This window comes from Pseudomonas sp. Pseusp3 (genome assembly GCF_047304225.1).
GTDB lineage: Bacteria > Pseudomonadota > Gammaproteobacteria > Pseudomonadales > Pseudomonadaceae > Aquipseudomonas > Aquipseudomonas fluorescens_CD.
Map to the genome: position 1 here is coordinate 1 of NZ_JBGLYV010000108.1, position 18,149 is coordinate 18,149.

Below are 18,149 nucleotides of genomic sequence, written 5' to 3' on the forward strand. Positions count from 1 at the left end.
CTCCCACAGTTGGAATGCATTTCCCTGTGGGAGCGGGCTTGCTCGCGAAGGCGTCCGCCAGAACAACACCAAATAATCAGACCGCCGCAGGCACGCCGCTGTGAAAACGAAACTCCACATCCGGCGACTCAATCAGTTCCTGCTCGGCGGCGCGGACCTTGTCGATCACCTGGGCAATATCCTTGGCGTCGCCGTACTGGTAGGCCAGTTTCAGGTAACCCTGGAAGTGCCGGGCCTCGCTCTTGAGCAGACCGAAATAGAACTTACCCAGTTCTTCGTCCAGATGCGGCACCAGCGCTTCGAAACGCTCGCAACTGCGGGCCTCGATGAATGCCCCCACCACCAATGTGTCCACCAGTTTCACCGGCTCGTGACTGCGTACCACCTTGCGCAGCCCCGAAGCATAGCGCCCGGCGGACAGTTGGCGCAGCGCGATCTTGCGGCGTTTCATCAGGCGCATGACCTGTTCGTGGTGCACCAGCTCTTCCCGGGCCAGGCGCGACATCATGTTGATCAGGTCTACGTGGGAGTGATACTTGGCGATCAGGCTCAATGCGGTGCTGGCGGCCTTGAATTCGCAGTTCTTGTGGTCGATCAGCAGGGTTTCCTGATCGGCCAGCGCGGCTTGAACCCAGCCGTCGGGGGTGCGGCAGCCAAGGAACTCGTGAATTTCGGGAAGGATCATGGGGCTCACGGAAAAATAGGTTCAAAACGAAGGGCGCCGATTATACCGGCCTGCCCGCAGACCACCAGTCGCCAACCGTTGATATGCATCAAGTCCCCGAATCGCAGACAGCAACTATAGTTGTGCAACGCCGTGCTTTTTCATTTTCAGGAGATCCCGATCATGCAAGCCGTACGCAGCATTCTGGTGGTCATCGACCCCGAACACTCCGAAAGCCTGGCGCTCAAACGGGCGAAGCTGATTGCCGGTGTGACCCAGGCGCATCTGCATCTGCTGGTGTGCGATCCCAAGCATGATCACAGTGGCATGTTGGGTGTGCTCAAGGCCGCTTTACTGTCGGACGGTTACAGCGTCACCACTGAACAGGCCTGGAATCATAGCCTGCATCAAACCATCACCGATGTGCAGCAAGCCGAAGGTTGCGGCCTGGTGGTGAAGCAGCATTTTCCCGACAGCACACTGAAAAAGGCCCTGCTGACACCCGAGGACTGGAAATTGCTGCGCCAATGCCCTTCCCCGGTACTGCTAGTGAAAACCGCCGGTTCATGGAAAGACAAAGTGATCCTGGCCGCTGTCGACGTCGGCAACACCGACTCCGAACACCGCCACCTGCACGACACGATCATTGATCATGGCTATGACATCGCAACCCTGGCCAAGGCCCACCTGCACGTGATCAGCGCCCACCCGTCACCGATGCTGTCGTCGGCCGACCCGACGTTTCAACTCAGCGAAACCATCCAGGCGCGCTACCGCGAGCAATGCAAGTCGTTCCAGACTGAATTCGACATTGACGATGAGCACCTGCACATCGAGGAAGGCCCGGCGGATGTGCTGATCCCGTTCATGGTGCACAAGCTGCAGGCGGCGGTGACGGTGATCGGTACCGTGGCCCGCAGCGGTTTGTCCGGGACCCTGATCGGCAATACGGCGGAAGTGGTGCTGGATGCGGTCGAGAGCGATGTGCTGGTGCTCAAGCCGCAGGAAATCGAGGATCATCTGGAGGAGATTGCGAACAATCATTGAGATTTGTAGCGACTGTCAGGACGCCTTCGCGAGCAAGTCGAATCGTCGCACCGCCGCTCCCACATTTGAAATGCATTCCCTTGTGGGAGCGGGCTTGCTCGCGAAGCTTTTCAGGATCTAACCGCCAAAGGCGTCTTTCAGGAACCCCGGCGCAATGTAGCGCTGGTAATGCGCCTCGGAGAGCAGGAAAAATTCCCGATCAATGGCATCGCGCAATTCCGGCAGGTTCCAGTCGCGAAACTCCGGCAGCAACACCATGCCGTAGGCTTCCAGGTTGTTGATCACCCGCGCGCCCCGCGCGATCAACTGGTAGGCCCAGCAGTATTCCGACTGATGGGGCACAAAACGGATCTTGCGTTGCTCCAGCTGCATTCTCAGTAGTGCCGGGTCGAAAATTTCCACCTTGGCGGCCATCACCTGCGACAGCAACTGCTCCAGGCGCAGCCATACCGCGCGCTTCTCTTCCTCGTTGTAACCGTTCCAGTGGATCACTTCGTGGTGGAAACGCTTGCAGCCGCGGCACACCAGGTCTCCGTAAACAGTGGAGCAGAGGCCGACGCAAGGTGTCTTGATGGTCTGATTGGGCATAGATAGGCAAAACGCGAGAAAGCAGGACAGGCCGGCATGTTAGCCCTTTGTCCGCCATTGATCACCCCTCAAAGTTCAGGGCCTTGGGTGAATCGGGGTTTACCGGCCGCCTCCACCAAAGTCCAATAAAACCTGACTTACCTTTAATTTTTTTTTGCCGTAGAATCAGCCTGCCTTTTTAGGCGCCAATGTCCGTTAGAAGCTGTTTTCAAAGCGTCACGAGCACAGTCGTTCCTTCAGAGCGGTGTTGGCGAGGGGTTTTTCCAGCGGGGAAAAGCCCAACGCCAACCCTCATCAGCTCCCGTTCTGCAGGCGTAAAACTTTGAAAGCAGCTTCTGTAAGGAATTGTCGGTAATTCTGGCTAAGTGGCTCACAACGCCATGCAGCGCATGAGTACGGCAATTTCGGGATGAGCGTCCCGGACACCCATTTGGGACCACTGATGAGGGTAATAACTGTGCTTGAAGCCTACCGCAAACATATCGAAGAGCGCGCAGCACTGGGTATCGTTCCCCAGCCGCTAAACGCCGAACAAACTGCAGGCCTGGTCGAGCTGCTGAAAAATCCCCCGGCTGGCGAAGAAGCATTCCTCGTTGACCTGATCACCAATCGCGTTCCGCCAGGCGTGGACGAAGCTGCCTATGTCAAGGCCGGCTTCCTGTCCGCCATCGCCAAAGGCGAAGCCAAATCCCCCCTGATCGACAAGAAGCGCGCTGTTGAACTGCTCGGCACCATGCAGGGCGGCTACAACATCGTGACTCTGGTAAACCTGCTGGACGACGCCGAACTGGCACCAGTAGCTGCCGAAGAACTCAAGCACACCCTGCTGATGTTCGATGCCTTCCACGACGTCGCTGAAAAAGCCAAGAACGGTAACGTTCACGCCAAAGGCGTGCTGCAATCCTGGGCTGACGGCGAGTGGTTCGTGAAGCGCCCGACCCTGGCCGACAAGATCAGCCTGCGCGTGTTCAAGGTCACCGGCGAAACCAACACCGACGACCTGTCCCCTGCTCCGGATGCCTGGTCCCGTCCGGACATCCCGCTGCACGCCCTGGCCATGCTGAAAATGGCTCGCGACGGCATCGTGCCGGACGAGCAAGGCGTCACCGGTCCGATGAAGCAGATCGAAGAAATGCGCAACGCCGGCTTCCCGATCGCCTACGTCGGCGACGTAGTCGGTACCGGTTCTTCGCGTAAATCGGCGACCAACTCGGTACTGTGGTTCTTCGGCGACGACGTTCCTTACGTGCCGAACAAGCGTGCCGGCGGTTTCTGCTTCGGCAGCAAGATCGCTCCGATCTTCTACAACACCATGGAAGATGCCGGCGCACTGCCAATCGAATTCGACGTATCCAACATGCACATGGGCGACGTGATCGACCTGTACCCGCATGCTGGCAAAGTCTGCAAGCACGGCACCGACGAAGTCCTGACCACCTTCGAAATGAAGACCCCGGTCCTGCTGGACGAAGTTCGCGCTGGCGGCCGTATTCCGCTGATCATCGGCCGTGGCCTGACCGAGAAGGCTCGTGCCGAGCTGGGTCTGCCACCTTCGACCCTGTTCAAGAAGCCTGAAGCACCGGCTGAAAGCACCAAGGGTTTCACCCTGGCGCAGAAAATGGTCGGCAAGGCTTGCGGTGTGACCGGCGTTCGTCCGGGCACCTACTGCGAACCGAAGATGACCACCGTGGGTTCCCAGGACACCACCGGTCCAATGACCCGTGACGAACTCAAAGACCTGGCGTGCCTGGGCTTCTCGACCGACCTGGTGATGCAGTCCTTCTGCCACACCGCGGCTTATCCAAAGCCGATCGACGTGACCACCCACCACACCCTGCCTGACTTCATCATGACCCGCGGCGGCGTTTCCCTGCGTCCGGGCGACGGCATCATCCACTCGTGGCTGAACCGCATGCTGCTGCCGGACACCGTCGGTACCGGTGGTGACTCCCACACCCGTTTCCCGATCGGCATTTCGTTCCCGGCCGGTTCCGGCCTGGTAGCGTTCGCCGCTGCCACCGGCGTCATGCCGCTGGACATGCCTGAGTCGATCCTGGTTCGCTTCAAAGGCGAACTGCAGCCAGGCGTCACCCTGCGTGACCTGGTTCACGCCATTCCTTACTACGCGATCCAGAAAGGCCTGTTGACCGTAGAGAAGAAAGGCAAGAAGAACGCCTTCTCCGGTCGCATCCTGGAGATCGAAGGTCTGCCTAAACTGACCGTAGAGCAAGCGTTCGAACTGTCCGACGCCTCGGCCGAACGTTCGGCTGCCGGTTGCACCATCCAGCTGTCCAAAGAGTCGATCGCCGAGTACCTGCAATCGAACATCACCCTGCTGCGCTGGATGATCGGCGAAGGCTACGGCGATGCGCGTACCCTGGAACGTCGTGCTCAAGCGATGGAAGCCTGGCTGGCCAACCCTGAGCTGCTGGAAGCTGACAAGGACGCTGAATACGCCGAAGTCATCGAGATCGACCTGGCCGACATCAAGGAGCCTGTGCTCTGCGCGCCGAACGACCCGGACGACGCTCGCCTGCTCTCCAGCGTTGCTGGCGAGAAGATCGACGAAGTGTTCATCGGTTCGTGCATGACCAACATCGGTCACTTCCGCGCCGCCGGCAAGTTGCTGGAACAGGTCAAGGGTCAGCTGCCAACCCGTCTGTGGCTGTCGCCGCCGACCAAGATGGACGCTCACCAACTGACCGAAGAAGGCTACTACGGCATCTACGGCAAGGCCGGCGCTCGCATGGAAATGCCAGGCTGCTCGCTGTGCATGGGTAACCAGGCACGTGTAGAGGCCAACTCCACTGTAGTGTCGACGTCGACCCGTAACTTCCCGAACCGTCTGGGTGACGGCGCGAACGTCTACCTGGCTTCGGCCGAGCTGGCGTCCGTGGCCTCCATCCTGGGTCGCCTGCCGACCGTCGAGGAGTACATGGAATACGCTGGCAAGATCGACAGCATGGCGGCCGATGTCTACCGCTACCTGTCCTTCGACCAGATCGCCGAGTTCCGTGAAGCTGCTGCGAACGCCAACATTCCGGTCGTTCAAGCCTAACGTTGCAACGCAATGAAAAACGCCGCCCATCGTGAGATGGACGGCGTTTTTTTATGCCCACGATGGACCACTATCCCCTGTGGGAGCGGGCTTGCTCGCGAAAGCTGTGTGTCAGTCCATACAAATATTGACTGACACTCCCTCTTCGCGAGCAAGCCCGCTCCCACAGGGGTCATGCGTTCAACTGAAGGGCCTGCTGCACCGCACCATCCACGCTCAACCCGCTCAGCACCACAGCGTTGGCCTCCACCTCCGGCAACGCCGCCAGCGCCGCTTGCGCACTGTCCTTGAGACGAGCCAGAGTCAGGCGCTTGCCTTCCTGATGCACCCGCACGAAAAACGCCTGCAACGCCTCGATGCTGGTGCCATCCAGGTCGGGGGATTCCTCAAGACTGAGAATCACTGAATGAACGGGTTCCTGTGAGTGCCGGACCAGACGCAAGGCGCCGCCAAGAATCCGCTCGACGTTGGCAAAGAACAACGCTTCACCCGGACGGACAATCAACACGCCTGGCACTGATTGCGCCGTTGGATGGCGTTGCAGATCGACAAAGTCGTGACCGCCATCGATGCGCCCCAGAATCTGAATATCCGCCGCCGACATCTGCTTGAGCATCAGCAACACACTGATCGCCACCGCCACCAGCAAGCCATCCAGCACCCCCAGCACCAACACGGCACCCACGGCGCAGATCACCAGCAGACGGTCACGGCGCCAGATGAAATACCGTCCCAGCGGCTGCAGGCTCAGACCGCGTCCCAGTGCATGGATAACGATGGCGGCCAGGATCGGCTCCGGGGTCAGGGCGATGTAAGGCAGCACCGTCAGGACAATGACCAGCACCACCAGCGCCGCCACGATACCGGCCAGGCGCGAAGTGGCACCTGCCGCTTCATTGGCCGACGTGGCCGAATACCCCGCGCCGGCCGGCATGCCGTGGAACAGGCCGGACAACAGGTTGCTAGCCCCCAGCGCCAGCAGATCTCGGTTGGAGGTGACGCGGTCCCCATGCTTGAGCGCATAGGCACTGATCGAGCCATAAGACTCCGCATACAGAATCATCACCATGGCGAACGCCAATTCACCCAGACGCAGCCAGTCGGCAAACGGCAGTACCGGCAACTTCGGCACCTCCAGGCTCAGGTCGATCACGCCGATCAGCTTCACGCCATAAGCCGGCAGGTCCAGCCACTGCCCCGCCGCAACGCCAATGACCACCACCAACAAACCACCTGGCAGACGTCGAAACCGTGCGAACAGCCATAACAAGGCCAATGCCACGGCGCCGACGCCAGCCGCCGCCCAGTTCCATTGCGGCATTTGCTCCAGCAGTTGCGGCAGAAAGCGCACCAGGTTGGCATCGGTCAAATGCACACCGACCACGCTGGCGACCTGCTTGAGAATGATGGTCAGCGCCAGTCCGAAGGCAAAACCGCGCAACACCGGTTTGGCAATGAACGACGTCACGCTGCCGAGCTTGAACAGCCCGGCCAGCAGGAAAAACATCCCGGTCACCAGCACCAGGCCGAAGGCCAGGGTCGAGCGCAGTTGCGGGTCGCCATTGGCCAGGGTGGCGGTCGCGGCGGCCAGCACGGCGGCGGAAGATGAGGTAGCCGAGACGATGGCGAAGCGGCTGGTGCCGAACAGGCCATAACACAACAATCCGGCGAACAAGGCGATCACCCCGGCCTGGGGCGCCAGTGCGGCGATGCCTGAGTAAGCGACCGCCTCGGGCAGCAGCAGGCCGGCAATCGACAAACCTGCCAGCAGGTCCTGCCAGCGATTGGGCGGCTCAACGGGGTTAGGCGGTAAGGCGCTCGACAATCCAGTGTCTCCAGTCGAAAAAAACCCGCTGCGCGAGTGATACGCACAGCCGCCACTGTAGCTCAAAAGCAAAAGATCGCCGCCTGTAGCGAAGCTGAAGTGAACGCACTCCCCTGTAGGAGCGAGACTGCTCGCGAAAAATCCCAGGGCAACACGGGCACCCAGACACCCCCGCGTCATCGTTGACGCCCATCGCGGGCAAGCCCGCTCCTACAGTTTGATCGGGCTACAACTGAAGTGAACGCGCTCCCCTGTAGGAGCGAGCCTGCTCGCGAAAAATCCCAGGACAACACGGGCACCCAGACACCCCGCGTCATCTCTGACATGCTTTTGCTTTGGCTTTTGATCTGCCCTGCCCCATCGGGAGGCCGAGCGCAGGTTCTGCGCAGTAGGTAACCCGGCATGGATGCCGGGTTAGCCGCGTACGGCCATGGATGGCCGATCGCGGCGGGCCCTGTAGGAGCGAGCTTGCTCGCGATGGTCGTCAACGATGACGCTGGGCACCTGACACCCCTCGCGAGCAAGCTCGCTCCTACAGGCTTCTCCAAGTAACCCGCCGTAAAGGCGGAACCAATAGTGGCCATTACCGCAACAATGGATATGTCCACCATCCAAAAAAAAACGGCCAACCCGAAACCCGGATCAGCCGTCATTCACTCACCAAAACAAACAGCAATCACGCACTCAGCGAATAGACCAACGCCGAAATCGCCACCAGACCCACCGCCGTCACGAAGACATTGGACGCCTGACCGCGATAACGTGTCATCGTCGGCACCTTGCGGATGGCATACATCGGCATCAAAAACAGGATCGCCGCAATCACCGGACCACCGAGGGTTTCGATCATGCCGAGGATGCTCGGATTCAACGTAGCGACGACCCAGCACACCACCAACATGAACGCAGCGGTCATGCGGTCCAGCGACTTGGCGGACGGACGCTTGCCGCTCTTGACGATCAGGCCCTTGAGGCCTTCGCTGGCACCGATGTAGTGCCCCAGGAACGACTTGGAAATGGCCACGAAGGCAATCAACGGCGCCGCAAAGGCAATGGTCGGATTGCTGAAGTGGTTGGCCAGGTACGACAGGATCGACAGGTTCTGCGCCTTGGCTTCAGCCAGTTGCGCTGGCGACAGGGTCAGCACGCAGCTGAAGACGAAGAACAGCACCATCACCACCATCAGCAGGTGGGCGCGGGACAGGATCTGCGAACTGCGCTCCTCGGCATGCTCCCCGTAGCGACGCTTCTGGTCCACGGCGAACGCCGAAATGATCGGCGAGTGGTTGAACGAGAACACCATCACCGGAATCGCCAGCCACAAGGTGTGCAACAACGCCGAAGGCGCCGGCACATCGCTGGCGGTGGCCAGGATGCCGCCATTCCAGTGGGGAATCAGGTACACCGCCAGAAACAGCAGGGCGACGATGAACGGGTAGACCATCAGGCTCATGGCCTTGACGATCAGTTGCTCACCACAACGCACCACCGCCAGCAGGCCGAGGATCAGCACCAGCGACAGCACGGCGCGCGGTGGCGGCATGATATGCAGTTGATGCTCAAGGAAACTGCCCACGGTGTTGGTCAGGGCCACACTGTAGATCAGCAGGATCGGGAAAATGGCGAAGAAGTACAGCAAGGTGATCAGCGCACCGGCCTTGATCCCGAAATGCTCCTCCACCACCTCGGTGATGTCGGCGCCTTCGCGCCCGGACAGCACGAAGCGGGTCAGCCCGCGGTGTGCGTAGAAGGTCATCGGGAACGCCAGCAACGCCAGGACCAGCAGCGGCCAGAATCCGCCCAGACCTGCATTGATCGGTAAAAACAGGGTACCCGCACCAATCGCCGTGCCAAACAGGCCCAGCATCCAGGTGGTGTCTTGGCGATTCCAGCTCGAAAGTGTCGCTGGTGTTGCTGCTACATAGCGTTTGTTGACGCTATTGGCCTGATCATTCATCCGGTGGGATCTCCACATTCCGGTCACTTGCCACCCGGCCGGGACGCGTCGGAATACCCGACAGGCGGCGCCCTGGCCGAAACAGAGGCGCGATTCTGGAGGATTACTGAACAGAAGCAAAGACTTAGGTGAGGGACGGTGGTACCAGGTTGCACCTCTGCCCCCTACCACTGTAGGAGCGAGCTTGCTCCGGGCGGCGTTCCGACGAGGGTCGTCAACGATAACGCTGGAAACCAGACACCCCATGGTGCCCTCGGGTTTCTCGCGAGCGAGCTCGCTCCTACAGGGGTCGCAATCAACGCCAGCCGACGATGTGCGCTTGATAAAGGTTAAACGTCATGTATTTTTAACTGACCTGTATCTTTCCGGAGTCTTCCCATGCCACTGGTTCGCGTCGACATCAAAAAACATCAGGACCCCACCCACGCCAAACGCATCGGCCAATTGATCTACGCCGCCATGCGCAGCACCATCGGTGTACCGGAGGACGACAACTTCCAGATCCTCGCCGAACACGATGAGCAGCATTTCATCTTTGATCCCGGCTATCTGGGCATCAATCGCACGGACCAGTTGGTGGTGATCCAGATCACCATGAGCGAGGGGCGAACCGTCGAGCAGAAAAAACTCCTCTATAAAACCATCGCCGAAAGCCTTCATGCGGAACTGGCCATGCGCCTGGAGGATGTTTTCATCAATCTGGTGGAAGTGAAAAAAGAGAATTGGTCGTTCGGCAACGGGATTGCCCAATACGCCCTCTGATGTTCAACCTGCAGACCCGAGAGTGCCCCATGCCCCGAGTTTCCCGCAAACAAGCCGACCTCAACCGCGAGATCATCGTCGATGCCGCCACACGGCTGTTTCGCGAGCGCGGTTTGCACGGGATCAGTGTTGTCGATGTGATGGCTGCCGCGGGCCTGACCCACGGCGGCTTCTACGGGCACTTCGAATCCAGGGAAGCCCTGGCGCAAGAGGCCAGTGGCCGGGCTTTCGAGCAAGCCGCGCACCGCTGGCAGGCGCGGGTGGCCGAGCATGACAGCAAGGACGCTGCCCGTCGCGCCGTGATCGAACCGTACCTGTCCAGCGAAAGCCGGGACAATCCGGGTGACAGCTGCCCGGTGGTGGCCTTTGCCGGGGACATGTGCCACGAGGCCGCCGAGAGCGGTTTGCGTCAAACCTATATGCAGGGCCTGAACAACCTGCTCGATTCCCTCGGCTCGCTGTTGCAGGCAGAGGACGAAGCCGGCAAACGACAGCAGGCACTGGTGCAGTATTCGTTGATGTTCGGCGCGCTGATGCTGTCCCGGGCTACCCGCGGCGACCCGCTGTCGGATGAAATTCTCGAGGCTGCCCGGGCCGCTCTCGCGCCGTCGAAGTAAAGCGACCTCAACCCTCGCAACAAAACAATCGCCAGCCTCGCCAACCACCACATCGCGCTGCCCGCCAGTGCGCAGGCGTTGTCGCAGGCTGCGATCACTGGTGGTTGCCAAGCTATCCTTAAATCAGCAATCTCAAACGATGTTCGAGCCGATTTTTCGATGCCCACAGGGAGCCAAGCATGCCTGTAACCGTTCTGGTACTGGTTGAAACCATCAATGATTACCTGCCCATCCTGGAACATCAGGGCTTCCACCTGATTCTGGCCCCGACGCCCGCCGAACGCGCCGAAGCCATCGCCCGGCACGCCTGCCAGATCGACGCCGTCCTCACCCGTGGCCCATTGGGGCTGTATACCGATGAAATCGCCGCGCTGCCCAACCTCAAGATCATCTGCGTGATCGGCGCCGGCTATGAACACGTCGACCTGCAGGCCGCCGCCGACCGGGGCATCACCGTCACCAATGGCGCCGGGGTCAACGCCTCGTCCGTCGCCGACCATGCCATGGCGCTGCTGCTGTCGCTGGTACGCGACGTGCCGCGCTGTGATGCCGCCGTACGGCACGGCGAGTGGCCGAAGATCATGCGCCCTTCCCTCGCCGGCAAACGCCTGGGCATCCTTGGCCTCGGCGCGGTCGGCATGGCCATCGCCAAACGCGCCGGTGCCGGTTTCGACATGAGCATCAGCTATCACAACCGCCAGCATCGCAGCGATGCGCCCTACACGTTCTGCTCGACCCCGACCGAACTGGCGCGCGCCTCGGACTTCCTGATCGTCGCCACGCCCGGCGGCCTGGGCACCAAGCACCTGGTCAATCGCCAGGTGCTCGACGCACTGGGTCCCAACGGGTTTATCGTCAACATCGCCCGGGCCAGCGTGATTGCCACCGCCGACCTGATCACCGCCCTGGAGCAACGCCGAATCGCTGGCGCCGCGCTGGATGTGTTCGACGCCGAACCGAAGGTGCCGGATGCGCTCAAGGCCCTGAGCAACGTGATCCTCACACCCCATGTCGCCGGGTTGTCCCCGGAAGCCACCCAGGGCACCGTCGAACTGGTGGGCAAGAACCTCGTGGCGTTTTTCTCCAGACAACCGGTGCTGACGCCGATTGCCTTGCCGCCCGCCATGAGCCGGGTCGCCCATTGAAGGCGATTCAAACAGCTGTATCAAAAACAATGATTGGCCGGCAACACGCTCACCTATAAGAGCGGTTCGCGGTTGTGGGTGCGCAGTGTGCGCATTAGATTAGCCAATAGTTTCAGGCCTCCAGAATAAGCAGAAGGGATAAGCATGGCGCTTAATGACCAGTCCACCCGTATCCGCACCGGCGAAGAGCTCGATGTCAGCCTGATCGATCCGTACCTCAAGGCCCATATTCCAGGGCTCAGCGGCTTGCCACAGATCAGCCAGTTTCCGGGCGGCGCTTCAAACCTCACCTACTTGCTGGAGTACCCCGAACAGGAATTCGTCCTGCGTCGCCCGCCCTTTGGCCACAAAGCCAAATCCGCCCACGACATGGGCCGTGAATTCCGCATCCTCAATCAACTGCGCAACGGTTTTCCGTACTGCCCGAAAGCCTATGTGCACTGCACCGACGAATCGGTGATCGGTGCCGAGTTCTATGTCATGGAACGGGTCAACGGCATCATCCTGCGCTCGGACCTGCCGCCGGAACTGGGCCTGGATTCGGCGAAAACCGAAGCCCTGTGCAAGAGTTTCATCGACAAGTTCGTGGAACTGCATCGCGTTGACTACAACGCCTACGGCCTGGGTGACCTGGGCAAACCCGAAGGCTACGTGGCGCGGCAGATCAAAGGCTGGAGCGATCGCTACGAAAAAGCCCTGACCCCCGATGCGCCGCAATGGGACGTGGTCAAGGCATGGCTCAACGACAAGATGCCGGCCGACCATCCGACCTCCAGCATCGTGCACAACGACTACCGCTTCGACAACGTGATCCTCGACCCGGCCAACCCGATGCAGATCATCGGCGTGCTCGACTGGGAACTGACCACCCTCGGCGACCCGCTGATGGACCTGGGCAACACCCTCGCCTACTGGATCGAAGCCGATGACCCGGCGCCGGTGCAGATGATGCGCCGCCAGCCAAGCCATGCGCCGGGCATGCTGACCCGTCGCGAATTCGTCGATTACTACGCCGAACGTTCGGGCATCCGCATCGACAATTTCGACTTCTACTACACCTACGGCCTGTTCCGCCTGGCCGGCATCGTGCAGCAGATCTACTACCGCTTCTACCATGGCCAGACCCAGGACAAACGCTTCGCGCAGTTCATTCACATGAACAAGCTGCTGGAGCAGATGAGTCTGCAAGTCATCCGCAAATCCAGTCTGTGAACCTGATTCTGCTCGATTACACAGAACCCTGTAGGAGCGAGCTTGCTCGCGAAGGTCGCTAACGATAACGCGCGCTCACTGACCCGACACAGTGCCCTCTACCGACTCGATAACAAGGAAACCCCATGTCCAAGACTCAGTTGTTCGACCTCGACGGCAAGATCGCTTTCGTCTCCGGCGCCAGCCGTGGCATCGGTGAAGCCATCGCCAAACTGCTGGCCCAGCAAGGCGCCCACGTGATCGTCTCGAGCCGCAAGCTTGAAGGCTGCCAACACGTGGCCGACGCGATCATCGCCGCTGGCGGCAAGGCCACCGCCATCGCCTGCCACATCGGCGAAATGGAACAGATCAGCCAGGTCTTCGCCGGCATCAAGGAACAGTTCGGCCGCCTCGACATCCTGGTCAACAACGCCGCGACCAACCCGCAGTTCTGCAACGTGCTGGACACCGACCTCGGCGCCTTCCAGAAAACCGTCGACGTGAACATCCGCGGCTACTTCTTCATGTCGGTCGAAGCCGGCAAACTGATGCGCGAAAACGGTGGCGGCAGCATCATCAACGTGGCGTCGATCAACGGTGTTTCGCCGGGAGTATTCCAAGGCATCTATTCGGTGACCAAGGCTGCGGTGATCAACATGACCAAAGTGTTCGCCAAGGAATGTGCGCAGTTCGGAATTCGTTGCAATGCCCTGTTGCCGGGTTTGACCGATACCAAGTTTGCTTCGGCGCTGGTGAAGAACGAAGCCATTCTGAACACCGCTTTGCAGCAGATTCCGTTGAAACGAGTGGCGGATCCGAGTGAGATGGCCGGCGCGGTGCTTTATCTGGCCAGCGATGCTTCCAGCTACACCACAGGTGTTTCGTTGAACGTGGATGGTGGTTTCCTGTCCTGATCCGGTTTCCGGATGAAAGAAAGGCAGCCATCGGGGCGATTGGCTGCCTTTTGTTCACACTGCTACCAGCGGTCGCTCGGCAATCAAATCAATTTGGCCGGCTAACAAACTCAACCTTCTCCCTTGCCGAATATACTGGAGAATAATCAAAGAAAACCGTCTCTTGCACGTCACGGACAGCCCTCGATACGAAGGTCCAATCCACCCTGCCGCCAGAGGCAACAAACTGTCTTTCCAAAGGTGGATTAAAATCAAACTCACCCGGACTATTCTCGACATATATGCGAGAGACTCCCGCTGAAACCTCCACGCGAAGGCTATAGGAATGATCCGGCACAATAGTTTGAAAGCCGGAAATTTCTTTATTATCTAAAAAATATCTCGCAATAATTTTCCTGCTAATTGGCAAAGACAGCATCGCATCAAGCCCTGCCACAGCAAGTCCGAGTTCAAATGTTCCGTGCTTTTCCGAGGAACTGGTCACCTCCCACCTATAAACCGTCGTATCTTGATTTAAATCCGGGTTCACATTCAGGTCCTGCACTACAACGCCGTCCCCTCTAACCCAGCGCAAACTGACTTTAGCACCATCTAATGGGCTACCCGGTTTAGGAGTTAACGTAATTGTGCGTTTTGAATTTTTCAGATAGGGAACTTCACTATTGGATACGTCAACGCCATCAATTTTAACGACAGCCTCATCCGCCAGATTGCGCGAAATCACCAGGCTTCGGTGCTCCCACGGCACCAGCACTTCCCGGCTGAAAAACATCAGGGTGATACGACCGCTCTTGCCAGCGTGCGGCGTAATCTTCCAAATGAACTTGCCATTGACGGGAGCCACCCAAGCGCCAAATTCCGGCGATGCAACAGTTTCCAGACCGCCATTGTCGGCCAGCCCCAAATTGATCTCCCTGGCGATCGCGGATGGAGCCTCCACCGTCACTTCGTTCTCTTGACCGCGGCGCAGAACGAGCTCCACCCCCCATTCCACTTGCTTGCCGTTGATAAACAACGTGGCTTGTTCCCAAGGGCTTGTTACAGCGGTTGCAGCTTTTAATCCGGTGGTCATGACGACGTTTCCTTTTCAGCGTTGGACATAAAAAACAGTCCGTGAACTATCAGGAAAATTCGATGGATCGGAAACTGGCATAACTGATAGGACAGCTAGAACAAGGTGCGATAAAAACCCAACGTCATTATCAATGGCATGTACAGAATGAAATCAATGCTCCACTCCACAGCGGGATCACTCTCGAATACGGTGCCTGCCTTGGCATCGGCCCGGTAAGGTATCGAGCCGAAATGCGCTCGGTTCGAGATTCGTTGCAACGCCCTGTTGCCGGGTATGACCGATATCAGGTTTGCTTCGGTGCTGGTGAAGAACCAGGCGATTTTAAACACTGCGCTGACATAGACTCCACTGAAGTGCGTAGCGGATCCGAGTGAGATGGCGGGGGCTGCGTTTTATCTGGCGAGTGATGCGTCGAGTTATACGACTGGGGTTTCGTTGAATGTGAACGGGGGTGTCCTGCCCCACAGATTTGAATGAAAGAAAGGCAGCCGATCAGGGCGATTGGCTGCCTTTTGCTCACACTATTACCAGCGGTCGTTTGGCAATCAAATCAAATTTGCCCGCGAACAAACTCAACCTTCTCCCTTGCCGAATATTCTGATGAATAATCAAAGAGAACCGTCTGTTCTGGTTTTTTGTTAATACTCGACAGGAACTGCCAACTTTTCATCCCGCCAGAGGCATCAAACCATGTATTTAAACTTGGAGCAAAAGAATACTCTCCCTGCGAACCATCGACATATATGCGGGAGACTCCAGTTGAAACCTCCACATGAAGGCGATACATCTGTGCCGTTCGAACAGTCTGAACCCCGGAAATTTCTTTTCCATCTAAAAAATATTTCGCAATAATTTTCCTGCTGACGGGCAATGCCAGCATCGTATCAAGCCCTGCTATAGCAAGTCCGAGTTCAAATGTCCCGTGTTTTGCAGAGGGACTGCTCACACCCCAATAATAAGTCCCTGTATCTATATTCAGATTCGGCGTCACGCTTAAATCCTGCGACACAATACCGTCACCCCTGATCCAGCGCAAACTCACGTTGGTACCAGCCAATGGGCTGCCCGGCTTGGGAATTAACGTAATAACGCGCTTTGAACTTTTCAGATAGGGAACTTCATTATTGGATACGTCAACGCCATCAATTTTAACGACAGCCTCATCCGCCAGATTGCTCGAAAGCAACTTGCTGACCGCAACTTTCATTGGAATAGACATGCCCTGTCCTACCACAGAAATTTCGAAGGTGCCGCTTCTGTTGAATCCAGTCAACTGCCAACGCCAGTTTGGTCCTCCTACCCCCCCAAATGGCGGTGCACTTTGTATATCGCCTTCGGATAGCCCCTGTAAGAGCTTACAATTCAACGTAATATTGTGTCCGGCGATCGGACTGCCCGGCTTAGGGAGCAGTGTAACTTCCTGAGCCTGCGTCCTTATGAATACATTTCCACGGGAAGGTACACTTTTCCCGCCAATCCTCACCTCAACCTCATCCGCCAGATTGTTCGACAGCAACTTGCTGTCTGCCAAGGTAATCGGTGTGGTCATGCCCCTGCCCGACAAGGCCAATTGGAAGGTGCCACTTCTGGTGTTCCCGACCACTAACCAGGAATGGATAAGTGACTCACTGCCAAAGGCCGGAGCACTCACCACGTCGGTGACACCGAGACCACTTTTGATTGCACAGGTTAACTTGACCGGAAGGCCGGCCAGCGGGCTGTTGGTTTTGGGGGTCAACGTCACCGTTTGCGCCTTGTCCCGGTAAAACCAGTTACCCCCGGCAGGCACGGCGACGCCGCCAATCTTCACGTCGGCCTCATCCGCCAGGTTGTTCGACAGCAACTTGCTGACAGCCAAGGCAATCGGTGTGGTCATGCCCCTGCCCGCCAATGCCAACTGGAAGGTGCCACTTCTGGTTTTCCCGGTGACTACCCAGCTATACGTGGTTTGCTCACTGCCAAAGGCCGGTGCACTCACCACGTCGCCAGCCGACAGTCCGCTTTTGATCCCACAGGTCAGGGTGACCGGAAGACCCGCCAGCGGGCTGTTGGGTTTGGGAGTCAACGTCACCGTTTGGGCCTTGTCCCGGTAAAACCAATTGCCCCCGGCAGGCACGGCGACGCCCTCAATCTTCACGTCTGCCTCATCCGCCAGGTTGCCCGAAATCACCAGGCTTCGGCTCTCCCACGGCACCAGCACTTCCCGGCTGAAAAACACCAGAGTGATACGACCACTCTTGCCAGCGCCCGGCGTAATCTTCCAAATGAACTTGCCATTGACGGGAGCCACCCAATCGCCAAATTTTGGCGATGCAACAGCTTCCAGACCGCCATTGTCAGCCAGCCCCAGATTGATTTCCCTGGCGATCGTGGATGGAGCCTCCACCGTCACTTCGTTCTCCTGCCCGCGGAGCAAAACGAGCTCCGCCCCCCATTCCACTTGCTTGCCGTTGATAAACAACGTGGCTTGTTCCCATGGGCTTGGTGCAGCGGTTGCAACTTTTAATTCGGTGGTCATGACGACGTTTCCTTTTCAGCGTTGGACATAAAAAACAGTCCGTGAACTATCAGGAAAAATCGATGCACCGGTAACTGGCATAACTGAGGGGGCAGCTAGAACAAGGTGTGATAAAAACCCCAATTTCATTATCAACATCATGTAGAGAATGAAATCAGGGCCTGACTCGGCAGCGGGATCACTCTCGCATTCGATGCCCGCCATGGCATCCGCCCGGCATTGTATCGAGCCGAAATGCGCTCAGTTCGGGATTCGTTGCAACGTCTTACTGCGCTGGCACAGATTCCGCTGAAGCACGTGGCGGATCCGGGTGAGATGGCGGGGAGCTGCGTTGTATCTGGCGAGTGATGCGTCGAGTTATACGACTGGGGCTCGTTGAATGTGGATAGGGGATTCTTATCCTGATCCACAGATTTGAATGAAAGAAAGGCAGCCATCAGGGTGATTGGCTGCCTTTTGTTCAGACTGTTACCAGCGGTCGTTTGGCAATCAAATCAATCTGGCCGGCTAACAAACTCAACTTTCTCCCTTACCGGATATTCTGATGAATAATCAAAGAAAACCGTCTGATTTGGCGCGTGGTTAATCCCCGCCGTGACGAGCCAATTCACCATACCGCCAGAAACATCAAACCATTTGTTTACATCTGGAAGAATAAAATACTCCCCCTGCGTACCATCAACATATATGCGGGAGACTCCAGCTGAAACCTCCACACGAAGATCATAGGGAGTTCTCGTCAAAATAGTTTGAATCCCGGAAATTTCTTTATTATCCAAAAAATATTT

At 58.1% G+C, this 18,149-nt stretch carries 13 protein-coding genes and 2 pseudogenes; 8 read left to right on the top strand and 7 right to left on the bottom strand.

Translation table 11 applies throughout. The features are described 5' to 3' along the window. Positions 1–76: 76 nt before the first annotated feature. On the bottom strand, positions 77–685 hold the full coding sequence (locus tag ACCD00_RS25790; protein ID WP_413428130.1) for a tRNA-(ms[2]io[6]A)-hydroxylase: 609 nt from the start codon (positions 683–685) through the stop codon (positions 77–79). Between the two features lie 162 nt (positions 686–847). Between ACCD00_RS25790 and ACCD00_RS25795 the strand changes: the two genes are divergently transcribed. After that, positions 848–1,711 carry a universal stress protein gene (locus tag ACCD00_RS25795; RefSeq protein WP_413428131.1) on the top strand — a complete coding sequence of 288 codons (864 nt, stop codon included), beginning with the start codon at positions 848–850 and terminating at the stop codon, positions 1,709–1,711. A 117-nt stretch (positions 1,712–1,828) separates the two neighbouring features. Here ACCD00_RS25795 and ACCD00_RS25800 read toward each other — a convergent pair whose 3' ends face one another. Beyond that, complete coding sequence (locus tag ACCD00_RS25800) at positions 1,829–2,299, bottom strand: DUF1289 domain-containing protein (RefSeq protein ID WP_007937731.1); 471 nt, start codon at positions 2,297–2,299, stop codon at positions 1,829–1,831. Positions 2,300–2,756: 457 nt separating this feature from the next. Here ACCD00_RS25800 and acnB point away from each other — a divergent pair, with 457 nt between their 5' ends. Next, on the top strand, positions 2,757–5,357 hold the full coding sequence (gene acnB / locus ACCD00_RS25805) for a bifunctional aconitate hydratase 2/2-methylisocitrate dehydratase (protein WP_413428140.1): 2,601 nt from the start codon (positions 2,757–2,759) through the stop codon (positions 5,355–5,357). A gap of 172 nt (positions 5,358–5,529) precedes the next feature. On the opposite strand, the gene ACCD00_RS25810 is transcribed toward acnB, so the two are convergent. After that, entirely contained in the window at positions 5,530–7,182 is a 1,653-nt protein-coding gene (locus ACCD00_RS25810; protein ID WP_413428132.1) for a SulP family inorganic anion transporter, read from the bottom strand. A 676-nt stretch (positions 7,183–7,858) separates the two neighbouring features. Continuing rightward, complete coding sequence (locus ACCD00_RS25815; protein ID WP_413428133.1) at positions 7,859–9,139, bottom strand: serine/threonine transporter; 1,281 nt, start codon at positions 9,137–9,139, stop codon at positions 7,859–7,861. 378 nt (positions 9,140–9,517) lie between these two features. Here ACCD00_RS25815 and ACCD00_RS25820 point away from each other — a divergent pair, with 378 nt between their 5' ends. The 5 genes from ACCD00_RS25820 (at position 9,518) to ACCD00_RS25840 (ending at position 13,768) form a co-directional block, all read left to right on the top strand. Then, positions 9,518–9,901 carry a tautomerase family protein gene (locus tag ACCD00_RS25820; protein WP_413428134.1) on the top strand — a complete coding sequence of 128 codons (384 nt, stop codon included), beginning with the start codon at positions 9,518–9,520 and terminating at the stop codon, positions 9,899–9,901. 29 nt (positions 9,902–9,930) lie between these two features. Further along, positions 9,931–10,518 (top strand): TetR/AcrR family transcriptional regulator, encoded by a 588-nt coding sequence (locus ACCD00_RS25825; protein WP_413428135.1) that lies wholly within the window; start codon positions 9,931–9,933, stop codon positions 10,516–10,518. Positions 10,519–10,697: 179 nt separating this feature from the next. Then, positions 10,698–11,663 (top strand): 2-hydroxyacid dehydrogenase, encoded by a 966-nt coding sequence (locus tag ACCD00_RS25830; RefSeq protein WP_413428136.1) that lies wholly within the window; start codon positions 10,698–10,700, stop codon positions 11,661–11,663. Between the two features lie 144 nt (positions 11,664–11,807). After that, the gene (locus ACCD00_RS25835) at positions 11,808–12,875 is read left to right on the top strand and encodes a phosphotransferase family protein (RefSeq protein WP_413428137.1); all 1,068 of its coding nucleotides are present in this window, start codon (positions 11,808–11,810) and stop codon (positions 12,873–12,875) included. Between the two features lie 125 nt (positions 12,876–13,000). After that, positions 13,001–13,768 (top strand): SDR family oxidoreductase, encoded by a 768-nt coding sequence (locus ACCD00_RS25840; protein WP_085714718.1) that lies wholly within the window; start codon positions 13,001–13,003, stop codon positions 13,766–13,768. Between the two features lie 88 nt (positions 13,769–13,856). Here ACCD00_RS25840 and ACCD00_RS25845 read toward each other — a convergent pair whose 3' ends face one another. Then, on the bottom strand, positions 13,857–14,840 hold the full coding sequence (locus ACCD00_RS25845; protein WP_413428138.1) for a hypothetical protein: 984 nt from the start codon (positions 14,838–14,840) through the stop codon (positions 13,857–13,859). A gap of 231 nt (positions 14,841–15,071) precedes the next feature. On the opposite strand from ACCD00_RS25845, the pseudogene ACCD00_RS25850 reads away from it, so the two are divergent. Continuing rightward, positions 15,072–15,320 (top strand): annotated as a pseudogene (locus ACCD00_RS25850) (SDR family oxidoreductase); the annotation flags it as partial. A gap of 73 nt (positions 15,321–15,393) precedes the next feature. On the opposite strand, the gene ACCD00_RS25855 reads toward ACCD00_RS25850, so the two are convergent. Together ACCD00_RS25855 and ACCD00_RS25860 are read right to left on the bottom strand one after the other, a co-directional pair. Beyond that, positions 15,394–17,361 carry a hypothetical protein gene (locus ACCD00_RS25855; protein ID WP_413428139.1) on the bottom strand — a complete coding sequence of 656 codons (1,968 nt, stop codon included), beginning with the start codon at positions 17,359–17,361 and terminating at the stop codon, positions 15,394–15,396. Positions 17,362–17,855: 494 nt separating this feature from the next. After that, positions 17,856–18,149, bottom strand: a pseudogene (locus ACCD00_RS25860) (hypothetical protein); the annotation flags it as partial.